The 24,961-nt window shown below is 41.6% G+C and carries 22 protein-coding genes and 6 tRNA genes; 16 read left to right on the forward strand and 12 right to left on the reverse strand.

The genetic code is table 11. The annotated features are described in order from the left end of the window. Nucleotides 1–86: 86 nt before the first annotated feature. Together AB204_RS01235 and hemF are read right to left on the reverse strand one after the other, a co-directional pair. The gene (locus AB204_RS01235; protein WP_047961587.1) at nucleotides 87–1,151 is read right to left on the reverse strand and encodes a M4 family metallopeptidase; all 1,065 of its coding nucleotides are present in this window, start codon (nucleotides 1,149–1,151) and stop codon (nucleotides 87–89) included. 246 nt (nucleotides 1,152–1,397) lie between these two features. Then, nucleotides 1,398–2,306: an oxygen-dependent coproporphyrinogen oxidase gene (hemF, locus tag AB204_RS01240; protein ID WP_047961613.1), complete on the reverse strand. Its 909-nt coding sequence runs from the start codon at nucleotides 2,304–2,306 to the stop codon at nucleotides 1,398–1,400. 140 nt (nucleotides 2,307–2,446) lie between these two features. Here hemF and AB204_RS01245 point away from each other — a divergent pair, with 140 nt between their 5' ends. Continuing rightward, complete coding sequence (locus AB204_RS01245) at nucleotides 2,447–2,869, forward strand: GNAT family acetyltransferase (RefSeq protein ID WP_047961588.1); 423 nt, start codon at nucleotides 2,447–2,449, stop codon at nucleotides 2,867–2,869. A gap of 37 nt (nucleotides 2,870–2,906) precedes the next feature. Here AB204_RS01245 and AB204_RS01250 read toward each other — a convergent pair whose 3' ends face one another. Further along, the gene (locus tag AB204_RS01250; protein ID WP_047961589.1) at nucleotides 2,907–3,167 is read right to left on the reverse strand and encodes a hypothetical protein; all 261 of its coding nucleotides are present in this window, start codon (nucleotides 3,165–3,167) and stop codon (nucleotides 2,907–2,909) included. A 229-nt stretch (nucleotides 3,168–3,396) separates the two neighbouring features. Between AB204_RS01250 and AB204_RS01255 the strand changes: the two genes are divergently transcribed. The 6 genes from AB204_RS01255 (at nucleotide 3,397) to cysM (ending at nucleotide 9,257) form a co-directional block, all read left to right on the forward strand. Further along, nucleotides 3,397–4,017, forward strand: a complete 621-nt coding sequence (locus AB204_RS01255) for an RpoE-regulated lipoprotein (RefSeq protein WP_047961590.1) — start codon at nucleotides 3,397–3,399, stop codon at nucleotides 4,015–4,017. A gap of 406 nt (nucleotides 4,018–4,423) precedes the next feature. Beyond that, nucleotides 4,424–5,461 (forward strand): sulfate ABC transporter substrate-binding protein, encoded by a 1,038-nt coding sequence (locus tag AB204_RS01260; RefSeq protein ID WP_047961591.1) that lies wholly within the window; start codon nucleotides 4,424–4,426, stop codon nucleotides 5,459–5,461. Beyond that, nucleotides 5,458–6,291 (forward strand): sulfate/thiosulfate ABC transporter permease CysT, encoded by an 834-nt coding sequence (cysT, locus tag AB204_RS01265; RefSeq protein ID WP_152671477.1) that lies wholly within the window; start codon nucleotides 5,458–5,460, stop codon nucleotides 6,289–6,291. Before AB204_RS01260 ends, cysT begins: the two co-directional genes overlap by 4 nt. Beyond that, a complete protein-coding gene (gene cysW / locus AB204_RS01270; RefSeq protein ID WP_047961592.1) occupies nucleotides 6,291–7,136 on the forward strand; it encodes a sulfate/thiosulfate ABC transporter permease CysW in 846 nt (281 codons plus the stop codon). The genes cysT and cysW overlap by 1 nt, the downstream gene beginning before the upstream one ends. A 16-nt stretch (nucleotides 7,137–7,152) precedes the next feature. Continuing rightward, a complete protein-coding gene (gene cysA, locus AB204_RS01275; RefSeq protein ID WP_047961593.1) occupies nucleotides 7,153–8,241 on the forward strand; it encodes a sulfate/thiosulfate ABC transporter ATP-binding protein CysA in 1,089 nt (362 codons plus the stop codon). Nucleotides 8,242–8,375: 134 nt separating this feature from the next. Continuing rightward, the gene (gene cysM / locus AB204_RS01280; RefSeq protein ID WP_047961594.1) at nucleotides 8,376–9,257 is read left to right on the forward strand and encodes a cysteine synthase CysM; all 882 of its coding nucleotides are present in this window, start codon (nucleotides 8,376–8,378) and stop codon (nucleotides 9,255–9,257) included. A gap of 252 nt (nucleotides 9,258–9,509) precedes the next feature. Here the strand turns inward: cysM and crr are convergent, their stop codons facing one another. The 5 genes from crr to cysZ all read right to left on the reverse strand — a co-directional run bounded on the left by crr (nucleotide 9,510) and on the right by cysZ (nucleotide 14,645). Next, on the reverse strand, nucleotides 9,510–10,019 hold the full coding sequence (crr, locus tag AB204_RS01285) for a PTS glucose transporter subunit IIA (RefSeq protein ID WP_047961595.1): 510 nt from the start codon (nucleotides 10,017–10,019) through the stop codon (nucleotides 9,510–9,512). Between the two features lie 48 nt (nucleotides 10,020–10,067). After that, nucleotides 10,068–11,795 (reverse strand): phosphoenolpyruvate-protein phosphotransferase PtsI, encoded by a 1,728-nt coding sequence (ptsI, locus tag AB204_RS01290; protein ID WP_047961596.1) that lies wholly within the window; start codon nucleotides 11,793–11,795, stop codon nucleotides 10,068–10,070. 124 nt (nucleotides 11,796–11,919) lie between these two features. Then, nucleotides 11,920–12,177: a phosphocarrier protein Hpr gene (ptsH, locus tag AB204_RS01295; RefSeq protein WP_047961597.1), complete on the reverse strand. Its 258-nt coding sequence runs from the start codon at nucleotides 12,175–12,177 to the stop codon at nucleotides 11,920–11,922. A 442-nt stretch (nucleotides 12,178–12,619) separates the two neighbouring features. Beyond that, the gene (gene cysK, locus AB204_RS01305) at nucleotides 12,620–13,573 is read right to left on the reverse strand and encodes a cysteine synthase A (RefSeq protein ID WP_047961599.1); all 954 of its coding nucleotides are present in this window, start codon (nucleotides 13,571–13,573) and stop codon (nucleotides 12,620–12,622) included. Between the two features lie 301 nt (nucleotides 13,574–13,874). Continuing rightward, on the reverse strand, nucleotides 13,875–14,645 hold the full coding sequence (gene cysZ, locus AB204_RS01310) for a sulfate transporter CysZ (RefSeq protein ID WP_047961600.1): 771 nt from the start codon (nucleotides 14,643–14,645) through the stop codon (nucleotides 13,875–13,877). Nucleotides 14,646–14,879: 234 nt separating this feature from the next. On the opposite strand from cysZ, the gene zipA reads away from it, so the two are divergent. The 5 genes from zipA to AB204_RS01335 all read left to right on the forward strand — a co-directional run bounded on the left by zipA (nucleotide 14,880) and on the right by AB204_RS01335 (nucleotide 20,532). Next, complete coding sequence (gene zipA, locus AB204_RS01315; protein ID WP_047961601.1) at nucleotides 14,880–15,839, forward strand: cell division protein ZipA; 960 nt, start codon at nucleotides 14,880–14,882, stop codon at nucleotides 15,837–15,839. Between the two features lie 60 nt (nucleotides 15,840–15,899). After that, nucleotides 15,900–17,918, forward strand: coding sequence for an NAD-dependent DNA ligase LigA (gene ligA / locus AB204_RS01320; RefSeq protein WP_047961602.1), 2,019 nt, complete (start codon nucleotides 15,900–15,902; stop codon nucleotides 17,916–17,918). 169 nt (nucleotides 17,919–18,087) lie between these two features. After that, on the forward strand, nucleotides 18,088–19,278 hold the full coding sequence (locus AB204_RS01325) for a NupC/NupG family nucleoside CNT transporter (protein WP_047961603.1): 1,191 nt from the start codon (nucleotides 18,088–18,090) through the stop codon (nucleotides 19,276–19,278). 107 nt (nucleotides 19,279–19,385) lie between these two features. After that, the gene (locus AB204_RS01330) at nucleotides 19,386–19,601 is read left to right on the forward strand and encodes a DUF3820 family protein (protein WP_047961604.1); all 216 of its coding nucleotides are present in this window, start codon (nucleotides 19,386–19,388) and stop codon (nucleotides 19,599–19,601) included. Between the two features lie 178 nt (nucleotides 19,602–19,779). Continuing rightward, the gene (locus AB204_RS01335; RefSeq protein ID WP_047961605.1) at nucleotides 19,780–20,532 is read left to right on the forward strand and encodes an SDR family NAD(P)-dependent oxidoreductase; all 753 of its coding nucleotides are present in this window, start codon (nucleotides 19,780–19,782) and stop codon (nucleotides 20,530–20,532) included. Nucleotides 20,533–20,654: 122 nt separating this feature from the next. Here the strand turns inward: AB204_RS01335 and AB204_RS01340 are convergent, their stop codons facing one another. The 4 genes from AB204_RS01340 to gltX all read right to left on the reverse strand — a co-directional run bounded on the left by AB204_RS01340 (nucleotide 20,655) and on the right by gltX (nucleotide 24,258). Further along, nucleotides 20,655–22,034, reverse strand: a complete 1,380-nt coding sequence (locus tag AB204_RS01340) for an MATE family efflux transporter (RefSeq protein ID WP_268802276.1) — start codon at nucleotides 22,032–22,034, stop codon at nucleotides 20,655–20,657. A gap of 392 nt (nucleotides 22,035–22,426) precedes the next feature. Continuing rightward, nucleotides 22,427–22,502 (reverse strand) — tRNA-Ala (locus tag AB204_RS01345). A 66-nt stretch (nucleotides 22,503–22,568) separates the two neighbouring features. Then, nucleotides 22,569–22,644: transfer RNA gene (locus AB204_RS01350), tRNA-Ala, on the reverse strand. A 198-nt stretch (nucleotides 22,645–22,842) separates the two neighbouring features. Next, nucleotides 22,843–24,258, reverse strand: coding sequence for a glutamate--tRNA ligase (gltX, locus tag AB204_RS01355; RefSeq protein ID WP_047961607.1), 1,416 nt, complete (start codon nucleotides 24,256–24,258; stop codon nucleotides 22,843–22,845). A 270-nt stretch (nucleotides 24,259–24,528) separates the two neighbouring features. On the opposite strand from gltX, the gene AB204_RS01360 reads away from it, so the two are divergent. The 4 genes from AB204_RS01360 to AB204_RS01375 all read left to right on the forward strand — a co-directional run bounded on the left by AB204_RS01360 (nucleotide 24,529) and on the right by AB204_RS01375 (nucleotide 24,952). Continuing rightward, nucleotides 24,529–24,604, forward strand: a tRNA-Val gene (locus tag AB204_RS01360). Nucleotides 24,605–24,638: 34 nt separating this feature from the next. Continuing rightward, a tRNA-Val gene (locus AB204_RS01365) sits at nucleotides 24,639–24,714 on the forward strand. 44 nt (nucleotides 24,715–24,758) lie between these two features. Then, a tRNA-Val gene (locus AB204_RS01370) sits at nucleotides 24,759–24,834 on the forward strand. A gap of 42 nt (nucleotides 24,835–24,876) precedes the next feature. Beyond that, nucleotides 24,877–24,952: transfer RNA gene (locus AB204_RS01375), tRNA-Lys, on the forward strand. Nucleotides 24,953–24,961: the final 9 nt, after the last annotated feature.

The following is a 24,961-nucleotide window of genomic DNA, read 5'->3' on the forward strand; positions in this document are numbered from 1 at the left end:
GATTATCTTTAATCCTTTATTATTTATTTTAGTGTTATCTTAAGGTTACTTCTTTTAACCTAAATTGATATTGTATTAATATTGAGTTAATCATTTTCAGGAAGTAAAATACCAACCTCTTTCCAAGAGTTACTAACAATATCTGAAATTTCCTTATCAAATAATTCTTCAGCATTTTCAATTGTCAGTTTGGCAAAATCCTCAAAATCTGCATCAGGATATAAGCGTTTATCCAGCAAAGTTTGATACCATATTTTGCCTGCTCGCTCCCAGGTATAACCACCTAACTCAGTCGCTACTAAATAAAATGCCTTGTTAGGAATACCTGAATATATATGAACACCGCCATTGTCTATGGTGAAGGGAAGTTCTTTATATTGATCCATATGAGCAACTTGTCTGTCTCCGGAAAAAGCCTTTCCTGGATGAATAAAACTGCGTAAGGCAACATCAGGCTTATTTTCCGGATTAAACTTAGGCCCTAACAAACCTTGCCCTAATAACCAATCAGATTCGCTTGCCTTTTGATTTTTTACATACTGCTTCACCATAATACCAAACACATCTGCGATGGATTCATTTAGTGCACCGGATTGGTAGAAATAATCAAGATCTGCTTCGCTTTCGATCACACCATGAGTCAGTTCATGTGCTATAACATCAATAGCGGAAGTAAAACGATTAAAGTATTTTCCATCTCCATCGCCGAATATCATGTGTTTTCTGGACCAAAACGCATTCAAATAATTGTTACCATAATGCACTGTGGCAACTAGTTTTAGCCCTTTGTTATCGAGCGAGTTGCGGCCAAAAATGTTTTTATAAAATTCATGAGTCTTACCCAGATACTCATAAGCTTCATTGACAGCAACATCTTTGTCTTCAGGCATGCCTTCACTTCGAGACAGTTTTTCGCCGGGGAATTCCTCTTTATTTTTGGCATCATAAATAGTGCGATTTATTTTATCATCTGATTCTATTTTATCTTCTTGATGAAGGAAATCCTCTTCAACGGTTGCGCTCATTAAGTGATAAACATGATCTAATGTTTTTGATACATATTGATTAGTACATTCATCACAATCATTAGATATTTGTTCCAAAACAAATGGAGGAATTAAGCTGTATTTGTTGATTTGATTATTGCTCATGATAATCCCCTCTATTTTTATTAGATATTGTGTTTGTTTTTCGGGCCCGGATTGAATACTAACTGTAATTAGAGAGTGAGTCATTAGGGGAAATATTGATTTTTTATGGCAGGGTATTGCCAATGAAAAACCATGAACAATTTTATTAATGTTCTGATAATTATCTGATCTATTTAATGGGAGGTTTCAGAAGTGAAAATATAAAACAGGAACACAGAGATAATCATATATTCCTGTTCTTAATTGTTAAACCCAATCTTTTTTTATCAGAAATGAATTATATAATTCAGATTCTGGAGAGTTAGGTTCCGGAGTATAACCATATTCCCAACGTACCAACGGCGGCATAGACATTAATATTGATTCAGTTCTGCCACCGCTTTGCAGACCAAAGAGAGTTCCTCTATCCCAAACTAAATTGAACTCAACATAACGGCTTCGACGATATAATTGAAATTGTCTTTCACGATCACCCCAAGCCATATTTTTTCTTCGTTCTACAATCGGTAAATAAGCAGACAAGAACTTGTTGCCGACAGATTGTGTAAAATTAAAACAGGTATCAAAATCAGGTGTATTTAAATCGTCGTAAAATAAGCCGCCAATGCCACGCGGTTCATTTCGATGTTTTATAAAAAAGTAATCATCACACCATTCTTTATATTTTGGATAAATATCATCACCAAACGGTTGGCATAAAGTCTTGGCGACGCTATGCCAGTGAATGGCATCTTCTTTGAAACCATAATAAGGGGTGAGATCGAAACCACCGCCAAACCACCATAAAGGCGATTCTCCTTCTTTTTCAGCAATAAAGAAGCGTACATTCGCATGGCTGGTTGGGATATAGGGGTTTAGCGGATGGATAACAAGGGAAACGCCCATCGCTTGATAGCTGCGACCGGCTAATTCTGGGCGATGAGCTGTGGCAGAGGCCGGCATTGATTTTCCCATGACATGCGAAAAGTTTACGCCGGCTTGTTCAAAAATGCCGCCAGCGGTTAACACACGACTGCGTCCACCGCCGCCTTCTTCCCGTTGCCAGCAGTCTTCTATGAATGTTGAGTGACCATCAATTTGCTCCAGTTGTTTACAGATTTGATCCTGTAATGAGAGGAAAAAATCTTTAACTTGAGATATATTAGGTATATTCATTTCTGCTTTCATTTTGGTTAGTTTATGAATATTAGCAGTATACCTGTTAGTATCAGTAAACGCATTTTCATATTGATTCCAAAATAAAAGCAGTGATAATTAACGTTGATTCAACTGCTTATTAGATAGGCTTACTCACTATGGAAATTCGGGTATTTCGGCAAGACGACTTTGAAGCCGTCATCACACTTTGGGAACGCTGTGATTTGATTAATTCTGGTGATGATCCAGAAATAGACATTGAGCGTAAATTAACCCATGATGCTGATTTGTTTTTGGTTGCTGAAGTTGCCGGGGAAGTGGTTGGTACAGTTATGGGTGGCTACGATGGGCATCGAGGGCATGCGTATTATTTGGGCGTTCATCCTGAATTCAGGGGCAGGGGAATAGCGAATGCGTTGATTGCCCGTTTAGAAAAGAAATTATTGGCAAGAGGCTGTCCAAGTATTTTGATCATGGTTCCAGAAGAAAATGATGCAACAATTTGTATGTGTGAAAAGATGGAATATGATTATTTGGGGCAGGAAAGTGCCATTTTTAGTAAGCGCTTGATTATTGATTAAAATATAAAGAATATAAAATGGCTGGGCATTATATATGTTATTCAGCCATTAGTTTTTTTACTATGATTTTTATGGAGTGAGTCAAATTTCTCATGTGGTTGTTTTTTGTAACAAGAAGATCCTTTGACAAGTTCGGCTTTTTATTATCTATATCAAATATAATTTTAGCCTGAATGTGTCCATCTTTATCTTTAAAGATATAATACTTTTCAGGAATCGAAGTTTCAGATTTTCCTTCTAATACATACCAGTTAGAGGTCAACTGGTAATCAATATATTGTCCTTCAGGCAGATTCATTGTTTTCTCCTGACTGTATATTTGTGAACATTGATTCACAATACTGTTTGTTTTTTAAATAGATCAGCAATGCCATATTATTAATGTGTTATTAACATCGATTTTACGTTTCTATTGATGAATGGTTTTGTATTTACAATGGAATGTTTTTTTGAAAATGTGGTCTGATAGATGTCAAATTACTGCCCATAGAGACTTCAGGGTAAAAAATTTCAAGGTAAAAATAGTGATGGATAAATTTTTCGTATTCAATTTCCTGCCTAAACAACGGATCATTACACTCAGTAGCTTAGTTGTATGCTCATTTTTGTTAACCGCTTGTGCCGGGACAGCGGGGTTTTCATGGTCTTCTTTATCACCTTTAAACTGGTTTGGCAGTTCTCTGAGTGTCTCTGAACAAGGGGTTGGAGAAATCAATAAACAGACAGATATAACCCAATCCGCAATTGAACAGGGCTTGGGAGATAAATATCGACTGCGTAGTGGTATGGAAACGCAAGGTGGTCAATTAGTTAGCGTGATTCAGGGAATGGAAGGCGATCAGGTAAAACTCGAATTTTATGGTCTGGTCAATGGAAAGGTTAATCGCATTGATGTATTGGATGAGGGAATTAAAACGGTTTGGGGAGCGAAAATAGGAACACCTTTCTCCGAGCTGTATGGAAAGGCATTTGGTGCATGCCAGAGATCCAATGATTTCACCATGCAACCTACGGTTATCTGTCGTGCTCCGCAAAGTCAGCATGTCAGCTATGTTTTTACCGGAATTTGGGATGGCCCTGAAGGATTATTGCCTTCTGATGATGTTCTGAAAGATTGGAAGGTTTCACGTATTATCTGGAAACCCTGATAAAATATCTAAGAGAGTTTTTATTAAAGTAAAACTCTCTTTTTTCCACCTGTATATCAAGGGAGATAGCCAAAATCGTTATTACCTGCACTTTACTATTATCATCCTAAATGAGTAACCTTACATTCCCTGTACCTTATCGCGTTTCATCATTTCTCATAAGAATTTGGTATATAAAACAGTAGATAGTTAGCTATCCTGTTATAAATATTCTGGATACAGTATACCTTTCATCTTTCAAGTTGCTGCTTTGTTGGCTACGCTCACTCACCTTTGGTTACGTAGTTATAAACATAGAGACAGCTATCCTTTTGAGGATTCGCTTTTCTTACCGTTGCTCTGCAACTTGAAATCTATTGGGTGTAGAAGAAATTGTTGTTTAATTGCGTGATGGGTAAGGTGTTAGATGAAGATAATGACAATAAAAATTAAATTATTAAGCCGGTTGGCTGCCATATCATTTTTGGTCAGTCTCAGTGCTTATAGCACCAACGCCTTGGCTGTCGAATTGCTGAATAGTTCCTACGACATTGGGAGAGAGTTATTTTCGAGCTTGAATCCCGTATTTGAGAAACATTGGAATGAACAACATCCACAGGATAAATTAACGATAAAGCAATCACATGCGGGTTCCTCTAAACAGGCGCTGGCTATTTTGCATGGATTGCGGGCCGATGTAGTCACTTATAACCAAGTCACGGATATTCAGATACTGCATGATCGCGGCAATTTGATCCCCGCCAACTGGCAGCAGCGCTTGCCGAATAACAGTTCACCATATTATTCCACAATGGCCTTCTTGGTACGCAAAAATAACCCTAAGCATATCCAGAATTGGGATGATTTAGTGCGTAATGATGTGAAACTGATTTTTCCAAACCCAAAAACCTCAGGTAATGGCCGTTATACCTATTTAGCGGCATGGGGCGCTTTTCAAAAGCAAAATTCACATGAGACAGAGAAAGTACGCCAACAGATGCAGCGCTTTTTGCAAAATGTAGAGGTGTTTGATACTGGCGGGCGTGGAGCAACCACTTCGTTTATTGAGCGTGGGTTAGGGGATGTTCTGATTAGTTTTGAATCTGAGGTCAATAATATCCGCAAACAATATGGTGAAGATAATTATCAAGTGGTTGTGCCTCCAGTGAATATTCTGGCTGAATTCCCCGTGACATGGGTTGATAAAAATGTCCGGAAGAACGGAACGGAAGCTGTCGCTAAAGCGTATTTAAATTATCTGTACAGTCCGGCAGCACAACAGATCATCGTCAACTTTAATTATCGTGTTGTTGATAAAGATGTCATGAAAATGCAGCAATCCCGTTTTCCTGCAACCAAATTGTTTCGTCTGGAAGAACAATTCGGTAACTGGCCTCAAGTGATGAAAACGCATTTCAGTACTGGTGGAACGCTTGATCAATTATTGATGGAAGGGCGTAAATGATGTGGGGATTCAGCAAACGCGTCTTGCCCGGATTTGGGCTGAGTTTGGGCTGTAGTCTGTTTTATACCTGCCTTATCTTGTTATTGCCATTAAGTGCCTTGGTGGTACAGCTTTCCAGTATGACGTGGGAGCAATATTGGCAGGTGATTGCCAACCCACAAGTTGTTGCCGCTTATAAGGTGACATTGTTGGCGGCTGCGGTTGCCAGTCTGTTCAATATGATTTTTGGCATGCTGATGGCATGGATATTAACGCGCTACCAATTTCCGGGACGCAGTTTACTTGATGGTTTGATGGATTTGCCGTTTGCTTTACCGACGGCAGTTGCAGGTTTAACGTTGGCAACGTTGTTCTCTGCAACCGGATGGTATGGTGCCTGGCTTGGTCATGTTGATATCAAAGTCACGAATACTTGGCTGGGCATTGCGGTAGCAATGGCATTTACCAGTTTGCCTTTTGTTGTTCGTACTGTACAGCCAGTGCTTGAAGAACTGGGGCCGGAATATGAAGAAGCCGCGCAGACATTGGGAGCAAGGCGCTGGCAAACTTTTCAGCGGGTTATTTTGCCGGAGGTTTCACCAGCATTGATTGCAGGGACAGTGCTCTCTTTTACCCGCAGTCTGGGGGAATTTGGGGCTGTAATTTTCATTGCGGGCAACATTGCCTGGCAAACCGAGGTTGTCTCTTTAATGATTTTTGTTCGCTTGCAAGAATTTGATTATCCGGCAGCCAGTGCAATTGCTTCAGTCATTCTTGCCGTGTCATTACTGCTCTTGTTTAGTGTCAATGTATTACAAAGCCGCTTCGGGAAACGGATAGGAGGACATTGATGACTGAGTTTTCCGAACACACAGTGGCACAACATCCCCCGATAAACTGGGGAAAATGGTTGCTGATTGGCACAGGTATACTTTTTTCGGTTCTGTTGCTGGTGATCCCGATAGCGTGGATTTTTCTGACTGCCTTTTCCAAAGGGCTGGACATCGTTACCCAGAACCTTTTCGATTCCGATATGCTGCATGCTATTTGGTTAACAGTGATGATTGCGCTTATCACTGTTCCCATCAATTTGGTTTTTGGTGTGATGACGGCATGGCTAGTAACGCGTTTCCAATTCCCCGGCAGACAACTATTACTGACATTAATTGATATTCCGTTTGCGGTTTCGCCGGTTGTCGCAGGGCTGCTTTATCTCCTGTTTTATGGTGCCAATGGCTGGTTGGGAAGTTGGTTGAGTGACTATGGCATTCAATTAATGTTTTCATGGCCGGGAATGGTACTGGTAACCGTATTCGTAACATGCCCATTTGTTGTTCGTGAATTAGTGCCAGTGATGTTGAGTCAGGGCAGTCAGGAAGATGAAGCAGCTATATTGCTGGGTGCTTCCGGTTGGACGATGTTCTGGCATGTGACATTACCAAATATTCGTTGGGCATTGTTGTATGGAGTTGTTTTGACTAACGCTCGGGCAATAGGGGAATTTGGCGCTGTGTCCGTAGTATCAGGATCGATTCGGGGAGAAACCTATACGTTGCCTTTGCAGGTTGAACTTCTTTATCAGGATTACAACACAGTTGGCGCATTTACGGCAGCAGCCTTATTGGCAGTCATGGCGATTATTACTCTGATTGTCAAAAGTGCGTTGCAATGGCGTTTGAGCCGTCAGCAAGGGTAGGATATGGGGGCAGAATATGAGTATTGAAATCACTAAAATCAGTAAATCTTTTGGTCGTTCTCAGATACTGAATGAAATTTCACTGGATATCGAATCCGGTGAGATGATCGCCCTGCTCGGGCCGTCAGGTTCTGGCAAAACGACATTGTTGCGGATTATTGCAGGGCTTGAGCAGCAAAATTCAGGCCAATTGAAATTTCACGGTCAGGATGTCAGCCGGGTACATGCGAAAGATCGGCGTGTCGGGTTTGTATTCCAACATTACGCCTTATTTCGTCATATGACGGTGTTTGACAACGTGGCTTTTGGCCTGACTGTACTTCCTCGTCGCCAACGCCCCGGTAGCGAGGCGTTGCGTAGTAAGGTCATGGCATTGCTCGATATGGTGCAGCTATCCCATTTGGCTGACCGTTATCCATCACAGCTCTCCGGTGGGCAAAAACAACGGGTGGCACTGGCAAGGGCATTGGCCGTAGAACCACAAATCCTTCTGTTGGATGAGCCTTTTGGTGCATTGGATGCACAGGTACGAATGGAGTTGCGCCGTTGGTTGCGCCAGCTTCATGAAGAATTGAAATTTACCAGCGTGTTTGTCACCCATGATCAGGAAGAAGCAATGGAAGTGGCGGATAGAGTGGTACTGATGAATCACGGGCACATTGAACAGGTCGGAACACCACAGCAAGTGTGGCGTGAACCGGGAAGCCGCTTTGTGCTCGAATTCATGGGGGAAATCAATAAATTTCGTGGTGAAATTAAAGGTTCACAGCTCTGGGTTGGCGGGAGAATTTTCCCATTGGATATCACTCCCTTGCATCAAGGGAAAGTTGATGTCTTTTTCCGGCCATGGGATATGACACTCAGTAAACAGCAAACGGCTTCTTGCCCCTTGCCTGTTCAGATCATGGAAGTTAGCCCGCGCGGGCATTTTTCTCTCTTATCTGCCCAACCAATAGGATGGGCAGATGAATTACTCTCAGTTGTCTGGGAGGATAATTCATCTCTTCCGGCCAGAGGAGATTATTATTTTATTGGAGGAACAGGTGCTCGCTTATATACGGGGGATTTGCCGTTAAAAGCTTTAAGACTGGCTGAATCGGCCTGATTTCATTCATTTTTATTATTAATCCTTGCGTCCCTTCTATAACGGGAAACAGGGATTTTTTGCTTAATATCTTGCTACCGTATTCTGAATATGATTAGTTGGTTTATCCATTCTCATATGAACTAGGTAATACTGTGGCAAGCTTGGAAGACTTTATAGGTAATACACCGCTGGTAAAATTACAGCAGATCACAGAAGGTGTTGATGCGGAAATTTGGGTAAAGCTGGAGGGTAATAATCCAGCGGGTTCTGTAAAAGACAGGGCTGCACTTTCAATGATCCAGCAAGCAGAATTGCGTGGAGAAATCGAACCCGGTGATGTCCTGATTGAAGCAACGAGCGGGAATACTGGCATTGCACTGGCTATGATCGCGGCAGTAAAGGGGTATCGTTTAAAACTTCTGATGCCTGAAAATATGAGCCTCGAACGACAGGCATCAATGCGGGCTTATGGCGCGGAATTAATTTTGGTCAGTAAAGAGTTGGGAATGGAAGGTGCGCGAGATTTGGCACAAGAAATGGAGAAAAAGGGAGAAGGAAAGGTTCTCGATCAGTTTAATAACACGGATAACTCACTGGCACATTTTAAAACCACTGGCCCGGAAATTTGGCAACAGACACAAGGCCGGGTGACACATTTTGTTTCCAGTATGGGAACAACAGGCACGATTACAGGTGTGAGTCGCTACCTGAAATCTCAGTCAGATAAAGTGCAAATCACAGGATTACAACCCGCAGAAAATAGCCATATTCCCGGTATTCGTCGTTGGTCCCCGGCTTATATGCCCAGTATTTACCAGAAAGAGCTGGTGGATCAGATTTTAGATATCACTCAGTTGGAAGCTGAAACGACAATGCGTTTATTGGCACAGAAAGAAGGTATTTTCTGTGGTGTTAGCTCTGGTGGCGCAGTTTCCGGGGCACTTCGCGTCGCGGCTGAAAACCCTGACGCCGTTATTGTGGCAATTATTTGCGATCGCGGTGATAGATATTTATCTACAGGGGTATTTAATTAAGCGTTTTTTATTGGAGGGAATTTCTACGTTTGGTAAGTGGAAATTGGTTTCTCCCAATTCGCATAACTGACGGATGTTTATCTGGATAGCTGAGTCCTGCTTTAAGGGATTTTTCCCCTTTATCATTATGCCGTATTTTGGAACCCATTGAGGTTGGCATAAAAAATCGCCTCTGTATTATCAGGTTGAATGAGTAAAATACCTGACAAAACAGTGGCGATTCACGAACCATCCAAAAACTAAGATGATCGGTTATTTTTTAATGCGCATGATGACGGATTCACCAACGACAACTGATCCATTAATCTTAGATAACTCTTTAATCTCATCCATGTTGGAAATAACAACAGGAGTTAAGGTTGATTTAGCTCTTTCTTCCAGAAATGCCAAATCAAACTCTAGAACCAAATCGCCTTTCTGTACTCGTTGACCTTCTTCAGCAATGCGCTTAAAACCTTCGCCTTTTAGTTCAACGGTATCAATACCAAAATGTACGAATAGCTCAATGCCACTATCGGACTCGATAGAAAAAGCATGATTAGTTTCGAATATTTTACCAATGGTGCCATCAACAGGAGCAACAATTTTATTGCCGGTCGGTTTAATGGCGATGCCATCACCCACAATTTTCTCGGCAAAAACAACATCCGGAACATCTTCGATATTGACTATCTCACCTGACAATGGGGCGATAATTTCAATACTGCCGCTGTTTTTTTTATCGTCTGAAACCAGAGATTTCAATTTATCAAGCAGACCCATGAATCTTCTCCTAATTGTTTTAATGGGACCATGTTCTGGCTAATGTGTTTAGCAGAGTGTTTTTTCTCTGGTAAAAGTGTCAACCAAATCCATCAATTCCTGTGCTGTTGGCTGAATTAAAGCTTGTTCTGCCAGTGCCTTAGCATCATCGTAATTGGTATTACGGATGATCTTTTTAATGCGTGGAATTGATATCGCACTCATGCTGAATTCATCCAAACCCATGCCTAAAAGCAACAGTGTGGCGCGTTCGTCACCGGCAAGCTCTCCACACATCCCAGTCCATTTACCTTCTGCGTGTGAGGCATCAATAACCTGCTTGATCAGGCTTAACACTGCTGGCGACATTGGGTTGTAAAGATGAGAAATCAGCTCATTACCACGGTCTACCGCAAGAGTATACTGAGTTAGATCGTTCGTCCCAATACTAAAAAAGTCAACTTCTTTTGCAAGATGATGAGCAATGGTTGCAGCAGCAGGTGTTTCCACCATGATGCCCACTTCAATCGATTCATCATATGCTTTGCTTTCATTGCGTAATTGTTCTTTGAGCAATGTTAGTTCAGCTTTCAAGTCCCGAATCTCTTCGACTGAAATGATCATCGGGAACATAACGCGAAGTTTACCAAATGCAGAAGCTCTCAGAATAGCACGTAATTGAGAATGTAAGATCTCTTTACGATCAAGGCAAATACGGATTGCTCGCCAGCCAAGGAATGGGTTTTCTTCTTTTGGCAGATTCATGTAAGGCAGATCTTTATCGCCACCGATGTCCATCGTGCGAATAATGATAGCTTGATTGCCAACGGCTTCCGCTACTGCTTTATAGGCTTCAAATTGTTCGTCTTCAGTCGGCAGGGCATCGCGATCCATAAACAGGAATTCGGTACGATATAAACCAACACCTTCAGCACCATTGCGCTCAGCTCCCATGACATCACGAACTGTACCAATGTTGGCGCACACTTCAACTTGATGCCCATCCAGTGTGATGGCAGGTAAATCTTTCAGTTTTGCCAGCTCGGTTTTTTCTGTCAGGTATTCGCTTTTTGTGGTTTTCAGTTGCTCGATTTCGGTATCAGATGGGTTCACGTAAATTTGGTTGTTAACCGCATCAAGAATCAGATAACTGCCATTTTTGATTTGCTTGGTTGCGTTGGTTGTCCCAACAATGGCGGGTAATTCCAAAGAGCGAGCCATAATGGAGGTGTGGGAAGTGCGGCCGCCCAGATCAGTAATGAAACCGAGTACTTTATCCAGATTGAGTTGCGCGGTTTCTGATGGAGTTAAGTCATTGGCAACCAGAATCACTTCTTCTTCAATCGAGCCTAAGTCGATAATTGGCATATCCAGAATATTTTTCAGCAAACGCTTACCGATATCACGAACATCGGCCGCACGTTCTTTCAAATACTCATCATCCAGTTCTTCCAGAGCCTTGGCTTGATCTTCAATGACGGAATAAACAGCAGCATCTGCGGTTGCCAGGTTTTTCTTAATAAGAGTAACAATTTCCTGCTCTAACTCTTCATCTTCCAGCAACATAATATGGCCTTCGAAGATTTCGGCCTTTTCTGCACCCAAGTTTTTTTCGGCTGTTTCTCTGATTATTTCTAGCTGTGCGGAAGATTTATCGCGGCCTTGTTTAAAGAGGGAAATTTCTTGTTCGACTTGTTCTGTAATAATTTTTTTATGGTTGATAATGATCGGATCTTCTTTCAGCAATAATGCCTTACCGAAAGCAATGCCTGGTGATACTAAGATGCCTGAAATCATACTATATGACCTTACTGCGGATGATTACCTTTCATTGAGCTTCAGGGGGAGGCTCTAAATACCCCCAGATTTTATCAATCCGGGGATAAACTGAATGAAATAAATTGGTTTGATAAGTGGACGATTATTCCAATTCACCCATCAGTTTAACTAAATGTGTAACAGCTTGTTGCGCATCATCGCCTTCAGCAGCAATCGTTACAATTGTACCTTGAGTCAGTCCCAGTGTTTGTAGTTTAAACAGGCTTTTTGCGCTGGCAGACTTGCCTCCAGAAGTTAGGGTGATGTCAGAAGAAAAGCCTTTTGCTTCTTTGACGAACTGTGCAGCAGGGCGAGTGTGGAGGCCGTTTGGTGCAGTAATAGTAACTTCTTGCTGGAACATAGTATTTCCTCAATAACTTAAATATTCGTTGATAAGCTAAGAGAATTCTAAAGCTAGTGTAGCTGAATTCGCTTAGGCTTGTACAACCGTTAAATTGATAATGAAATAAGGTGTATACCCTTCGTTTTTCAAATTGTGGTTCAATTGAATACAACTTGAAATTGATCGAATGTATATTAATCATTATCAAAAAATTAACACACTTGATGCATTCAATTGTTGAGTTGGTGTTAATACACGCTATTCGAGTCATAGCGGGATTGAATAATCTTTTAGCTGTTGGCTTGGCGATTAATTTCGTGCATCAAAATAATTACTGGTTAAATACTAAAGCTACTTGAATAAATCATCTAGGAAAGCTTTAAAGTTTGATCTGATGCACAAAAAAGCACCCTTAAGGTGCCTTTTTGTCAATGTAATAGAAAATATTACTGCGTGATTTTCAATCATTAGATAAATCAGCAAACAATACCGTACTCAGATAACGTTCAGCCGAAGAAGGTAAAATAACCACAATATTTTTGTCTTTGTATTCATCTTCTTGTGATAATTTGATTGCTGCTGCAACAGCGGCTCCAGAAGAAATACCGGCAAGAATGCCTTCTTTTTCAGTAACTTCGCGTGCTATCTGAATAGCTTCTTCATTGCTGATTTTAAAAACACGGTCAACTAATGTTAAATCTAAGTTATCAGGGATGAAACCAGCGCCGATCCCCTGAATTTTATGTGGGCCTGGTTTAAGTTCTTCACCGGCCAATTTCTGACTGATAACAGGTGAATCTTCTGGTTCTACTGCGACGATAGTCACGGGTTTACCACGAGTGTTTTTCAGGTAACGAGCAACCCCGGTGATAGTACCGCCAGTTCCTACGCCCGCAACAAAAACATCTACATTGCCGTCGGTATCTTCCCAAATTTCAGGGCCGGTGGTTTTTTCGTGAATTTCTGGATTGGCTGGATTACTGAATTGTTGCAGGAGTATATAACGGTTAGGATCGCTGTTATGGATTTCGTTGGCTTTGTCAATGGCACCTTTCATGCCTTTTGCACCTTCGGTCAGTACCAGCTTGGCTCCCAAGGCTTTCAGGAGCTTACGGCGCTCAAGGCTCATCGTTTCGGGCATGGTCAATGTCAGCTTATAACCACGAGCTGCTGCAACATAGGCAAGTGCAATCCCAGTGTTACCACTGGTCGGTTCAATAAGTTCTTTATCTTTGGTCAAAATACCGCGTTTCTCAGCATCCCAAATCATATTAGCACCAATGCGGCACTTTACACTGAAACTGGGATTACGAGATTCTATCTTTGCCAAGATGCGGCCATTAGTGAAATTTTTCAGACGTACCAGCGGAGTGTGACCAATAGTTAACGAATTGTCTTCATAAATTTTGCTCATTGTTCGATTGCCCCTAAAATACCGTTAGATACAGATTAACCATACGCTAACATCTTATTTATGGAAATAAAGTTTCAATCTATTCTTATTATATAAAAGAATATTAGATAGCTATTTTATGTTATTTAGGTTATTTATGATTTGTATGCTATTTGTTGTGTTTTTGTAGCGTTTTATGGCTAAAAATAGCGACTTCTGCGGAAGTAGAAGATGAAATGATGATGAAAATGATGATAGGCAACCCTGACATATTAAGAATTGTCAGGGTGTTTTTAGGTAACGGAGGGGAGTTAACTCAGTTTTATGGCCTATGATTCAGGGCGTGTTGAGCGCGGTGACGGTCAACCCACATAGCGGTAGCGCCACAGACAGCGACTGGCATAATAAATAAATTCACGATAGGGATCATGGTCAGTACGCTTACCGCCGCGCCAAACTGGAGATTATCAATTTTGTTTTGCCGCAGCGCATTGCGCATGGTGGAAAAGCTAACTTTATGGTTATCAAATGGATAATCACAATATTGGATCGTCAGCATCCACGCACTAAAAATAAACCAAAGGACGGGCGCAACGGTTTGACCGATCCCTGGAATAAAGTAAAGCAACAATAGAACAATCGCTCGGGGAATATAGTAAAGGATTTTTACTACTTCACGTTTTAGAATGCGAGGGGTGTCTTTGAGTAAATCGATAACGCCAGTATCCAGTGCAGGTATGCCTGTCAGGTTTGCTTCCAGTTTTTCTGCCAGCAATCCATTGAATGGTGAGGCGATAAAATTAGCCAGTGTGCTGAAGAAATAAGTAAAAACCAATAAGATGGAAATAACGGCAAGCGGCCAAATTAAATAACTTAACCATTGCATCCAGTCTGGTATTTTATCGAGCGTCCATTGTACCCAGCCGCCTAGTTTCTGATATAGCCACCAAAATGAGCCACCTAACAATAAGATATTGGCCAGTAAAGGTAATAAAACGAATCTCTTAATGCCAGGACGGGTTATCAGTTGCCAACCTTGTGCAATATAATGAAATCCACTCAGACGTTTTGGCAATTTTGTCGAATTCGTCATATTTTCTTATTCTCTCCCAGATGATTGAGACGGTATGATATAGGCAGGATTTTCTACTGACCAGTCGTTTTATGGGTAAAAAACATCCGAAAAAACAGCGGATATATCTCTTTATGGTAAGAAAAGTATGTAGAGACTTGCACTTGTCTTATTTGACAAATACTCTTATCTAAAGAATATTCCGCCGTAGTGGCACTTACTTTAAACAACAGACTTTAAACAACAGAGATAGCAATGATGCAGGATTTGCGTCTGATATTAATCGTTGTTGGTGCGATAGCCATAATAGCTTTGCTATTACATGGGTTGTGGACCAGCCGTAAAGAGCGTTCATCACTCTTTCGTGATCGCCCAGTTAAACGTCATAAACAGGAGCGTCAGGAAGAGCTGAGAGATAATGATGGCGATGAACTGTTTGATAATACGCCGAAATCACATGCTCAGGAGTCGGTAAAACCGCACACTGAACATCGTGCTGAGCCTGTTATTGAACGTCGTGAGCCTGAGTCATCAGCAGCAATGTCTGATGATGGTTCCGATCCTTTACTTGCAAGGCACCATCCTGATGCACCGGCAGCAAAAGTGAAGGTTGCCGATGGGCAACAGGAAGAGCCGCAACTTGGGTTGTTTGATCCGGTTGAACAAAAAGTTGCAGTTGAACAAAAAGTTGCAGGAACGGCAGAATCGATAGCCGGGATTGTTGAAGGACAATCTATTGAAGGACAGCCAAAACTACCTGAAAGTGAAGGGGCGGTTGAATCCGGGCAAACCAAGAAAGAGACTGTACTGGTATTACATGTTGCTGCACATCATGGGCAGGAACTGAATGGTGAAGTGTTATTTCAAAGCATTTTGCAGGCAGGTTTCCGGTTTGGTGACATGAATATCTTCCATCGTCATTTGAACCCATCAGGCAGTGGTGCTGTATTGTTCAGTTTGGCTAATATGGTAAAACCCGGTTCGTTTGATCCCGATCGAATGACAGATTTTACTACTCCCGGAGTTTCCATGTTTATGCTTGTGCCTTCATATGGTGATTCCAATCAGAATTTTAAACTGATGTTACAAGCAGCACAGCGTATCGCTTCCGATGTGGGAGGCGTGGTTCTGGATAGTGAACGCAAGATGCTGACACCACAGATGATTGAGCTCTATAAGACGCGTATCCGTAACACGCTTAATGCCGGTGAATAATTCCTTTTTTTAGTATCAAGCCCCCGCTAGTCGGGGGTTTTTCATCTCTGGTGAGAAGTCATGGAAAATATTATTGAAAAAATCAACAAACTAAGAACAACATTGCGTCATCATGAATATTTGTATCATGTCATGGATGCGCCAGAGATCCCAGATGCAGAATATGATCGTTTAATGCGGGAATTAAAAGCGTTGGAAGAACAATATCCAGAGCTGATTACAGCAGATTCCCCTACCCAACGCGTTGGGGCAGCCCCATTAACTGCATTTGAACAGGTGCGTCATGAAATACCTATGTTGTCTTTGGATAACGTATTTGATGAAGGGAGTTATCTGGCGTTTGACAAACGTATTCGCGATCGTCTGAAAGATAGTCGAGATTTGGTATTTTGCTGTGAACTGAAACTCGATGGTCTGGCCGTTAGTTTATTGTATGAAAATGGGGAATTGGTACAGGCTGCGACACGTGGAGACGGAACAACGGGAGAAAACATTACTGCGAATGTTCGTACCATTCATGCCATTCCTTTGCGCTTGAAAGGGGAAAATATTCCTGCCCGTGTTGAAATCCGTGGTGAAGTATTCATCAAGCAGGCCGGGTTCGAAAAACTCAACGAAGAAGCACGTCGCACAGGTAATAAAGTATTCGCCAATCCCCGCAATGCAGCGGCGGGATCTTTACGCCAGCTTGATCCGAGAATTACCGCCAAACGCCCACTCACTTTCTATTGTTATGGTATCGGGGTACTGGAAGGTGGGGAATTGCCAGCAAGCCATTATGAACGTTTGATGCAGTTCAAAAATTGGGGATTGCCTGTCAGTAACAAAATAAAAGTGTGTCAGGGCACTCAACAAGTGATGGATTTTTATCATGCCATTGAAAAACAGCGCCCGACGCTGGGTTTTGATATTGATGGTGTTGTCGTTAAAGTTGATTCCCTTGAGTTACAGGAAACATTGGGATTTGTGGCCAGAGCACCACGCTGGGCGACAGCCTTTAAATTTCCGGCTCAAGAACAGATGACTATTGTGCGTGGCGTTGAGTTTCAAGTAGGGCGTACAGGCGCGATTACACCAGTTGCTCGTTTGGAGCCTGTATTAGTGGCTGGTGTGACAGTCAGTAATGCGACATTGCACAATGCGGATGAAATTGAACGTTTGGGTCTGCGTATTGGTGATACTGTGGTGATTCGCCGGGCTGGGGATGTTATCCCACAAGTCGTCGGTGTTGTGCATGAGAACAGGTCAACAGAAAGTCAGGAAGTCATCTTCCCGGAACATTGTCCGGTTTGTGGTTCAGATATCGAACGTGTTGAAGGTGAGGCAGTGGCTCGTTGTACAGGAGGCTTGTTCTGCGGAGCTCAACGCAAAGAAGCGTTGAAACATTTTGTTTCCCGTCGGGCTATGGATGTAGATGGCATGGGTGAAAAAATCATTGAGCAGCTCGTAGATAAAGAGTATGTCAAAACACCAGCTGATCTTTTCCGTTTGTCTGCTGGAACGCTCACTGGCCTTGAACGCATGGGGCCTAAATCTGCGCAAAATGTGATTAATGCTCTGGAAAAATCCAAAAAAACCACCTTTGCCCGCTTTATTTATTCTTTGGGCATCCGTGAAGTTGGCGAAGCAACGGCTGCTAATCTCGTTTCGCACTTTGGCACATTGGAAAAACTGCGTACAGCAGATACCGAGGCACTCATTGCGGTTCAGGATGTCGGAGGTGTTGTTGCCAGCCATGTCGTGAATTTCTTTAGCGAAGAGCACAATCAGATAGTCATTGATGATTTGGTCAATAATATCGGTATCCATTGGGAATCGGCTGAAAGCCCGCATTTAGATGAAGTTGATAGCCCATTTGCCGGTAAGACCGTTGTATTGACTGGCTCATTAAGTCGTCTATCCAGAGATGAGGCTAAAGATAAGTTGGTAGCTTTAGGTGCGAAAGTAACAGGTAGTGTTTCTAAGAAAACCGATCTGGTTATTGCTGGTGAAGCGGCGGGTTCTAAATTAGTTAAAGCTAATGAATTGGGAATTCCTGTGATTGATGAGGAAGAAATGCTTCGTTTATTGGGTGAATAATACACTTTTCACTCAAAAGTATGACTGAGAAAGTGTGATCGGGTTGGCTAAATCGGAATTTTTAGCCGTTTAAATAGTAAATTAATGTGATAATCATCATAATTTACTATTATGAGTTACATAAAATACAGTTATAAATTTGCGCAGCATCATGTTCGGAGTTCGTTTTATGTCTCATATTTTTCATTTTTGTCTCGCATTGGTTGTGATTGGCGGCCTGGCGATTTTAGCGAGTAATAATCGGAAGGATATTCGGATTCGTTATATTATTCAGTTGCTTATCATCGAGCTTTTCCTTGCATGGTTCTTCTTGAACTCTAATGCGGGTTTGGGAATTGTTAAAGGGTTTGATAACTTATTCGTTCATTTACTGTCTTATGCAGCAAAAGGCACCAGCTTTGTTTTCGGTGGCATGATAGAAGCGAATCTGGCGTTCTTCTTCCTGAATGTATTGTGTCCTATCATTTTCATCTCTGCCCTGATTGGTATTTTGCAACACATCAAAGTGCTGCCGATTATCATTCGTGCGATAGGTACAGTGCTGTCTAAAGTCAACGGCATGGGCAAACTGGAATCCTTTAATGCGGTTAGCTCATTGGTTCTGGGACAATCAGAGAACTTCATTGCTTACAAAGATGTGCTGGGCAAAATGTCTGAGCGCAGGATGTACACAATGGCAGCGACGGCTATGTCGACGGTATCAATGTCCATCGTTGGCGCTTACATGACGATGTTGGATGCAAAATACGTTGTAGCCGCCCTGATTCTCAATATGTTTAGTACTTTCATCATATTGTCGCTCATTAACCCTTACTCTATTGAGAGTGAAGAAGATATCCATATGGGCAACCTCCACGAGGGGCAAAGTTTCTTTGAAATGCTGGGCGAATATATTCTGGCAGGTTTCAAAGTTGCTTTGATTGTCTCTGCGATGCTGATCGGTTTTATCGCCCTGATTGCGGGTATCAATGCAATTTTCCACTTAGTATTTGGTATTACTTTTCAGGAGTGTTTGGGGTATGTGTTCTATCCACTGGCATGGATCATTGGCATCCCAAGCGATGAAGCGTTGAAAGTGGGCAGTATCATGGCAACTAAGCTGGTTTCTAACGAATTTGTTGCGATGCAGAGTTTGCAAGAAATCGCAGCCCAATTGAGTGAGCGTTCAAAAGGTATTCTGTCCGTATTTTTGGTTTCTTTTGCTAACTTCTCATCCATTGGGATTGTTGCTGGTGCCATTAAGGGACTGAATGAAAAACAAGGTAATACCGTTGCACGTTTTGGCCTGAAATTACTGTTCGGTTCAACGTTGGTGAGTTTCCTATCTGCGGCAATTACTGGGCTGATTTTGAGTATCTAATCAATTCCATAGCTGGATCTGATAAAACTCATCGAAAGTGGCGTCTTGGCAGATGCCACTTTTTTTATGTAGAGTTTTTTTTACCGCAAGAAAATGAGGCCGACATAATGAACAAAGAAGATCTGTTGGCGATAGCCAATACAGTGATGCCATTTGGCAAGTATAAGGGGAGAATGCTGATTGATTTGCCGGAGGAATATTTGCTTTGGTTTGCCCGTAAGGGGGAATTTCCGCAGGGAAAACTGGGCGCATTAATGGAAATGACCCTTGCGATAAAGATTGAGGGCTTGGATTCGCTGGTAAAACCGTTGAAAAAATCCTAATCGTTAAAGAATTTCCTCATTTTTCAGCAAAAACTTCAGCACTCGTTATTGTTAAGGAGTGATATGAGTCTCTTCATTATTCATTGCATGGCATTAATATCTCACGTGATTAACTGAAATTAATTATCTGGTTTTGCCATATTCAATGGATCAAACGTTATTCACGTGGAGAATCACAATGAACTATTTTGACGGAAAAATTGCAATTGTAACGGGGGCGACAACGGGCGTAGGGGAAGGTATTGCTGAGGAATTATTTCGTCGGGGAGCGACGGTTATTATTACCGGACGTCAATTTTCCCGCGCCAGACAGACAGCACAGCGGATAGATCCGACAGGGCAATATGTTATCCCAATGGAAGCGGATGTCAGGGATCATCTTTCAATCAAGGCGTTGATTGACAATACCGTAGAACAGTTCGGCGGATTGCATATGCTGGTTAATAATGCTGGCATTACAGGGCCGCATGGCATCAATATTTGTGATTATTCTATTGATGACTGGAATGATGTGATTAACACCAATCTTAACGGAACCTTTTTCGGACTGAAATACGGTATTCCGGCCATTATCCAAAGTGAGGGAGGGGCTATTGTTAACCTTTCTTCATCCAATGGTATCGTAGGTATTCCCGGCATAGCACCTTACACAACCACTAAACATGGCGTACTTGGTTTAACACGTTCGGCTGCTTTGGAATTTGCAGATAAAGGGGTTCGAATCAATGCCGTTGGGCCGGGTTATGTCAATACTCCGCATATGCAAACGTTACCCGCAGAAGTCCGGGAATGGATGGCAAGTACCCATCCGATGAAGCGTATGGCAACCAGAGAAGAAGTGGCGAAAACGGTGGCGTTCTTGCTGTCAGACGAAAGTTCATTTACGACCGGCGCTTTTTACGCAATTGATGGCGGTTATACAGCCCAGTAAATTCAAAGAGAGAAGCTATTTTCACTCACCCCAGTTGCATAGATAACTGTGCAACTGGGGATTCATTCCCTTGCCGCCGCGCTGCATCTCGAAATCCATTGGGCATCGATCCTTAATGCTATTTATGCTGCCAGTTTTTTAAATTTCATTTTTAATATCATAGAAAGTGTTATCGCATTTATGATTAACCCAAAAACAAGCCCATACCAGAAACCAATCAAACCCATTCTTTCAGTAATGAGATCTGTTAACCCTAATGCAAACCCCAAGGGGATCCCCACAAACCAATAACCTAAGATAGGCACATAGAAGACTATTTTGGTTTCATGTAATCCTCGAAAAATACCCGATACGATGGACTGAATAGCATCAAAAAAGTGGAAAATACATAAAAATAGCGCAATGCCAACGGCTGTATTTATCACCAGAATATCATTTGTATACAAGCTAATAATAAATTCAGCATGCAGATAGAAAACAGCACACAATATAAAAGATATTAATGCAACTATAACTGAGGCCAAAATTCCAAAACGTAATGTTGATTGAATATCTTTTTTAGCGTTTAAGTAACTGATTTTCACTGTCGTTGCAGAGCAAAAACCACCACAAACGGTGAACAATATGGCCGATATAATGAATAAAATATTATTTGCAGCAATGTGCACAGGGCCAAGAGTAGCAATACCAAATGCAATGATATCAAGAAATATCATTTCAATAAAAAATGCTAACCCGCTTGGAATACCAACAGCGAATACATTCTTTAATTTTTCATTAAAGATAAGAGATAACTTAAACTTGTATTTACTATATTCTTTCTTATACAAAAAATAACCAACAAGTAGAACTGCACTGAGCGTATTGACAACTGCTGTTGTTATACCTGCTCCTACACCTCCCATTTCTGGCATACCAAATTTACCAAAGATGAAAGCATAATTGAGTGGTATATTAATAACAAAAGACAAACTGGAGATATACATTGCAACTTTTGTATCTTCAAGTCCCTGCAACAGGGAACGAAATACATTGAATATCATTACTCCGGGAACACCAAATGCCATGGCAGTGATATAACCTTCAGTGATATTAACAACAGTTTCATCAACACCAATGAATGATAGAATTTTAACCGCAGATAATAGGAAGATAATAATAGGTATCGATAAAATGAGTGAGGCAGATATGTAGTTATTCGTACTCTCTTTTATACCCTCGATATCATTATTAGATCTGTGCTCTGCAACATCAGCAGACAGCATAATAATAACACCATAACCTAATATAAAGATAGGAAACCAAATGCTACTACCCAGAGATACAGCAGCCAGATCATTTGTTGAATAGTGGCCTGACATAATAACATCAACAGCACTCATTGCCGTTCTGGCAAGCTGCGTGATTATAATAGGACTTGATAATACAAATAGATATCTCACATCTCTTAACCAGGTCTTTTTTTGCATGTTTATCCTTATTAGGTGTTTTTTATAATTTATTCTGCTTAAATTTTAAAATAAGAGGATTATTACATGAAGCTGAATCCAATTTTTTGACTGATTATTTATTAATGGAAAAAATTAGAGAGAAGTCATTAATGATAAAAAGAGATTTAAAAATAGGTAAATATTTTTACGTTGGGAAAAAAGTATAACAAAATACAATGCTGAAGAACTAATAAAGCTAATAGTGATTATCATCATAAAGTAGTGTTCAATGCAATTCATTGATAGTTCTTTTTATTAAAATGTTATCTGTGTCTAATTTTTGATAGGTTGGTTTGGTATTTATCTCAGTAGGTTATTAATTTGTAATTCGTTCTTTTAAAGATATGAGCGGGCGTACATAAGAAAAATCCCTGAAAACGTGTGTCTTCAGGGATTCATAATTTTGGTGGAGCTAAGCGGGATCGAACCGCTGACCTCTTGCATGCCATGCAAGCGCTCTCCCAGCTGAGCTATAGCCCCACGAATGTGGTTCAGGTTTTTGAATGCCAAATACTGATGACTGTACTTACCAACATTAGTCGTATTTGGTGGAGCTAAGCGGGATCGAACCGCTGACCTCTTGCATGCCATGCAAGCGCTCTCCCAGCTGAGCTATAGCCCCAAATCAAAATCCTGTAGAACGGGGCGAATCATATGAAACCCAGAGAATTCTGTCAATGGATTCATTAGTATTCTCTGTGTAAGCGCTGAAAAAGCCATCAACAATCAATCTTGTGAACAAAAAATAAAGGCACTGCAATGAATTGAGTACCTTTATTATTCATGTCATCTTGTTATGCTTTTAAAGCTAAATGACAATTTATTGCGCTTCACGCTGGGCAATATAAACCAGAGCTTTATCAATACGAGACAGTGAACGAGCTTGGTTGATGGCATGAATTGTCACATCAACACTTGGTGATTGGCCTGCACCTGTTACTGCAACACGTAATGGCATGCCCACTTTACCCATACCCACTTCCAATTCGTCAGCCGTTGCCTGAATGGCGTGATGGATATTTTCTGGCGTCCACTCCGTGATAGCTGCCAGTTTCGCCCGAGCGGCTTCTAATGGCTGACGAGCAACAGGGCGCAAATGTTTCTTTGCCGCATCCGCATCAAACTCGGCAAACTCTTCATAGAAGTAACGGCTGGACTCTGCCATCTCTTTCAGTGTCTTGCAGCGTTCACCCAGCAGTTTGATCAAATCAGCCAGTTCCGGGCCTGTACGAGTATCAATACCTTGTTGTTCAATATGCCATGCTAAGTGCACAGCAACTTTTTCTGCTGGCAGGGTATTGATGTAATGATGGTTCAACCATTGCAATTTTTCAGTATTGAATGCACTGGCGGATTTGTTGATGGCATCAAGGCTAAACAGTTCAGTCATTTCTTCAACGCTGAAAATTTCCTGATCGCCATGTGACCAGCCCAGACGAACCAGATAGTTCAGCAGGGCTTCCGGGAGATAACCATCATCACGGTACTGCATTACGCTAACTGCTCCGTGACGCTTGGACAGTTTTTTGCCATCGTCACCGAGGATCATAGAAACGTGGGCATATTCTGGAACGGGTGCACCAAGCGCTTTCAGAATATTAATCTGACGCGGAGTATTGTTGATATGGTCTTCACCACGAATAACATGGGTAATTTCCATATCCCAGTCATCGATCACAACGCAGAAGTTATAAGTTGGTGAGCCATCGGTACGGCGAATGATCAAATCATCCAGTTCCTGATTGCTGAATTCAATCGGGCCACGGATGCTGTCATTAAAAATAACGGAACCTTCTTGTGGGTTGCGGAAACGTACAACATGGGGTTCGTCGTGGTTGTGCTGGCATTCATTATCACGACAATGGCCGTCATAACGAGGTTTCTCGCCGTTTGCCATCTGAGTTTCACGTAATTGCTCCAAATGCTCTTTAGAACAATAGCAGCGGTAAGCTGTGCCTTGCTCCAGCATTTCATCAATAACCTGGTTATAACGGTCGAAACGTTTGGTCTGATAATAAGGGCCTTCATCCCAATTCAGGTTTAACCAGTTCATCCCGTCCATAATTGCATCAATGGCTTCTTGAGTGGAACGCTCCAGATCGGTGTCTTCAATGCGAAGAACAAATTCACCTTTATTGTGGCGACTGTATAACCAGGAATAAAGAGCAGTACGCGCACCACCAACATGAAGATAGCCAGTAGGACTTGGTGCAAAACGGGTTTTAATTTGACTCATCGGGAATTGCCTTAATTACGTTTCTCTTTTTTAGAGAGCGTTTTGGATGATTGAAGTAACAATAGTAGGGGTTATTTTATCACTGCACTTCAATTCCTCAATGGCGTTGATAGTACGTTATTGATAAAAGCTGAGGCATATCGTCCGAATGATAACATTGAGTGATTATAATTGTTTCATTCTGTTTAATTTTACAACGAACGAAAATTTTAGTAATAAAAACCGTTGACTCACCTCGAACTATCCCTATAATGCGACTCCATCACGACGGGGCGATTAGCTCAGTTGGTAGAGCATCTCCCTTACAAGGAGGGGGTCATCAGTTCGAATCTGGTATCGCCCACCATATCTCTCGTAGTGATAAAAATGATTTTATGATTGGGCGATTAGCTCAGTTGGTAGAGCATCTCCCTTACAAGGAGGGGGTCATCAGTTCGAATCTGGTATCGCCCACCAATCATAAATCAGTGATATTGATGTCGTTATAGTCATCATGAAGTGGGCGATTAGCTCAGTTGGTAGAGCATCTCCCTTACAAGGAGGGGGTCATCAGTTCGAATCTGGTATCGCCCACCACTTCATTGGATTGTTTCGCAGTATCACACTGATATTTTGAATGGGTCGTTAGCTCAGTCGGTAGAGCAGTTGACTTTTAATCAATTGGTCGCAGGTTCGAATCCTGCACGACCCACCATTCAAATAT

Source organism: Xenorhabdus khoisanae (assembly GCF_001037465.1).
Lineage (GTDB): Bacteria > Pseudomonadota > Gammaproteobacteria > Enterobacterales > Enterobacteriaceae > Xenorhabdus > Xenorhabdus khoisanae.

What these genes read in the sequence shown, in the direction of transcription:
- AB204_RS01235 (WP_047961587.1), bottom strand. Translation starts at nt 1,151, where the DNA reads ATGAGCAATAATCAAATCAACAAATACAGCTTAATTCCTCCATTTGTT.
- hemF (WP_047961613.1), bottom strand. Translation starts at nt 2,306, where the DNA reads ATGAATATACCTAATATATCTCAAGTTAAAGATTTTTTCCTCTCATTA.
- AB204_RS01245 (WP_047961588.1), top strand. Translation starts at nt 2,447, where the DNA reads ATGGAAATTCGGGTATTTCGGCAAGACGACTTTGAAGCCGTCATCACA.
- AB204_RS01250 (WP_047961589.1), bottom strand. Translation starts at nt 3,167, where the DNA reads ATGAATCTGCCTGAAGGACAATATATTGATTACCAGTTGACCTCTAAC.
- AB204_RS01255 (WP_047961590.1), top strand. Translation starts at nt 3,397, where the DNA reads ATGGATAAATTTTTCGTATTCAATTTCCTGCCTAAACAACGGATCATT.
- AB204_RS01260 (WP_047961591.1), top strand. Translation starts at nt 4,424, where the DNA reads ATGAAGATAATGACAATAAAAATTAAATTATTAAGCCGGTTGGCTGCC.
- cysT (WP_152671477.1), top strand. Translation starts at nt 5,458, where the DNA reads ATGATGTGGGGATTCAGCAAACGCGTCTTGCCCGGATTTGGGCTGAGT.
- cysW (WP_047961592.1), top strand. Translation starts at nt 6,291, where the DNA reads ATGACTGAGTTTTCCGAACACACAGTGGCACAACATCCCCCGATAAAC.
- cysA (WP_047961593.1), top strand. Translation starts at nt 7,153, where the DNA reads ATGAGTATTGAAATCACTAAAATCAGTAAATCTTTTGGTCGTTCTCAG.
- crr (WP_047961595.1), bottom strand. Translation starts at nt 10,019, where the DNA reads ATGGGTCTGCTTGATAAATTGAAATCTCTGGTTTCAGACGATAAAAAA.
- ptsI (WP_047961596.1), bottom strand. Translation starts at nt 11,795, where the DNA reads ATGATTTCAGGCATCTTAGTATCACCAGGCATTGCTTTCGGTAAGGCA.
- ptsH (WP_047961597.1), bottom strand. Translation starts at nt 12,177, where the DNA reads ATGTTCCAGCAAGAAGTTACTATTACTGCACCAAACGGCCTCCACACT.
- cysK (WP_047961599.1), bottom strand. Translation starts at nt 13,573, where the DNA reads ATGAGCAAAATTTATGAAGACAATTCGTTAACTATTGGTCACACTCCG.
- cysZ (WP_047961600.1), bottom strand. Translation starts at nt 14,645, where the DNA reads ATGACGAATTCGACAAAATTGCCAAAACGTCTGAGTGGATTTCATTAT.
- zipA (WP_047961601.1), top strand. Translation starts at nt 14,880, where the DNA reads ATGATGCAGGATTTGCGTCTGATATTAATCGTTGTTGGTGCGATAGCC.
- ligA (WP_047961602.1), top strand. Translation starts at nt 15,900, where the DNA reads ATGGAAAATATTATTGAAAAAATCAACAAACTAAGAACAACATTGCGT.
- AB204_RS01325 (WP_047961603.1), top strand. Translation starts at nt 18,088, where the DNA reads ATGTCTCATATTTTTCATTTTTGTCTCGCATTGGTTGTGATTGGCGGC.
- AB204_RS01330 (WP_047961604.1), top strand. Translation starts at nt 19,386, where the DNA reads ATGAACAAAGAAGATCTGTTGGCGATAGCCAATACAGTGATGCCATTT.
- AB204_RS01335 (WP_047961605.1), top strand. Translation starts at nt 19,780, where the DNA reads ATGAACTATTTTGACGGAAAAATTGCAATTGTAACGGGGGCGACAACG.
- gltX (WP_047961607.1), bottom strand. Translation starts at nt 24,258, where the DNA reads ATGAGTCAAATTAAAACCCGTTTTGCACCAAGTCCTACTGGCTATCTT.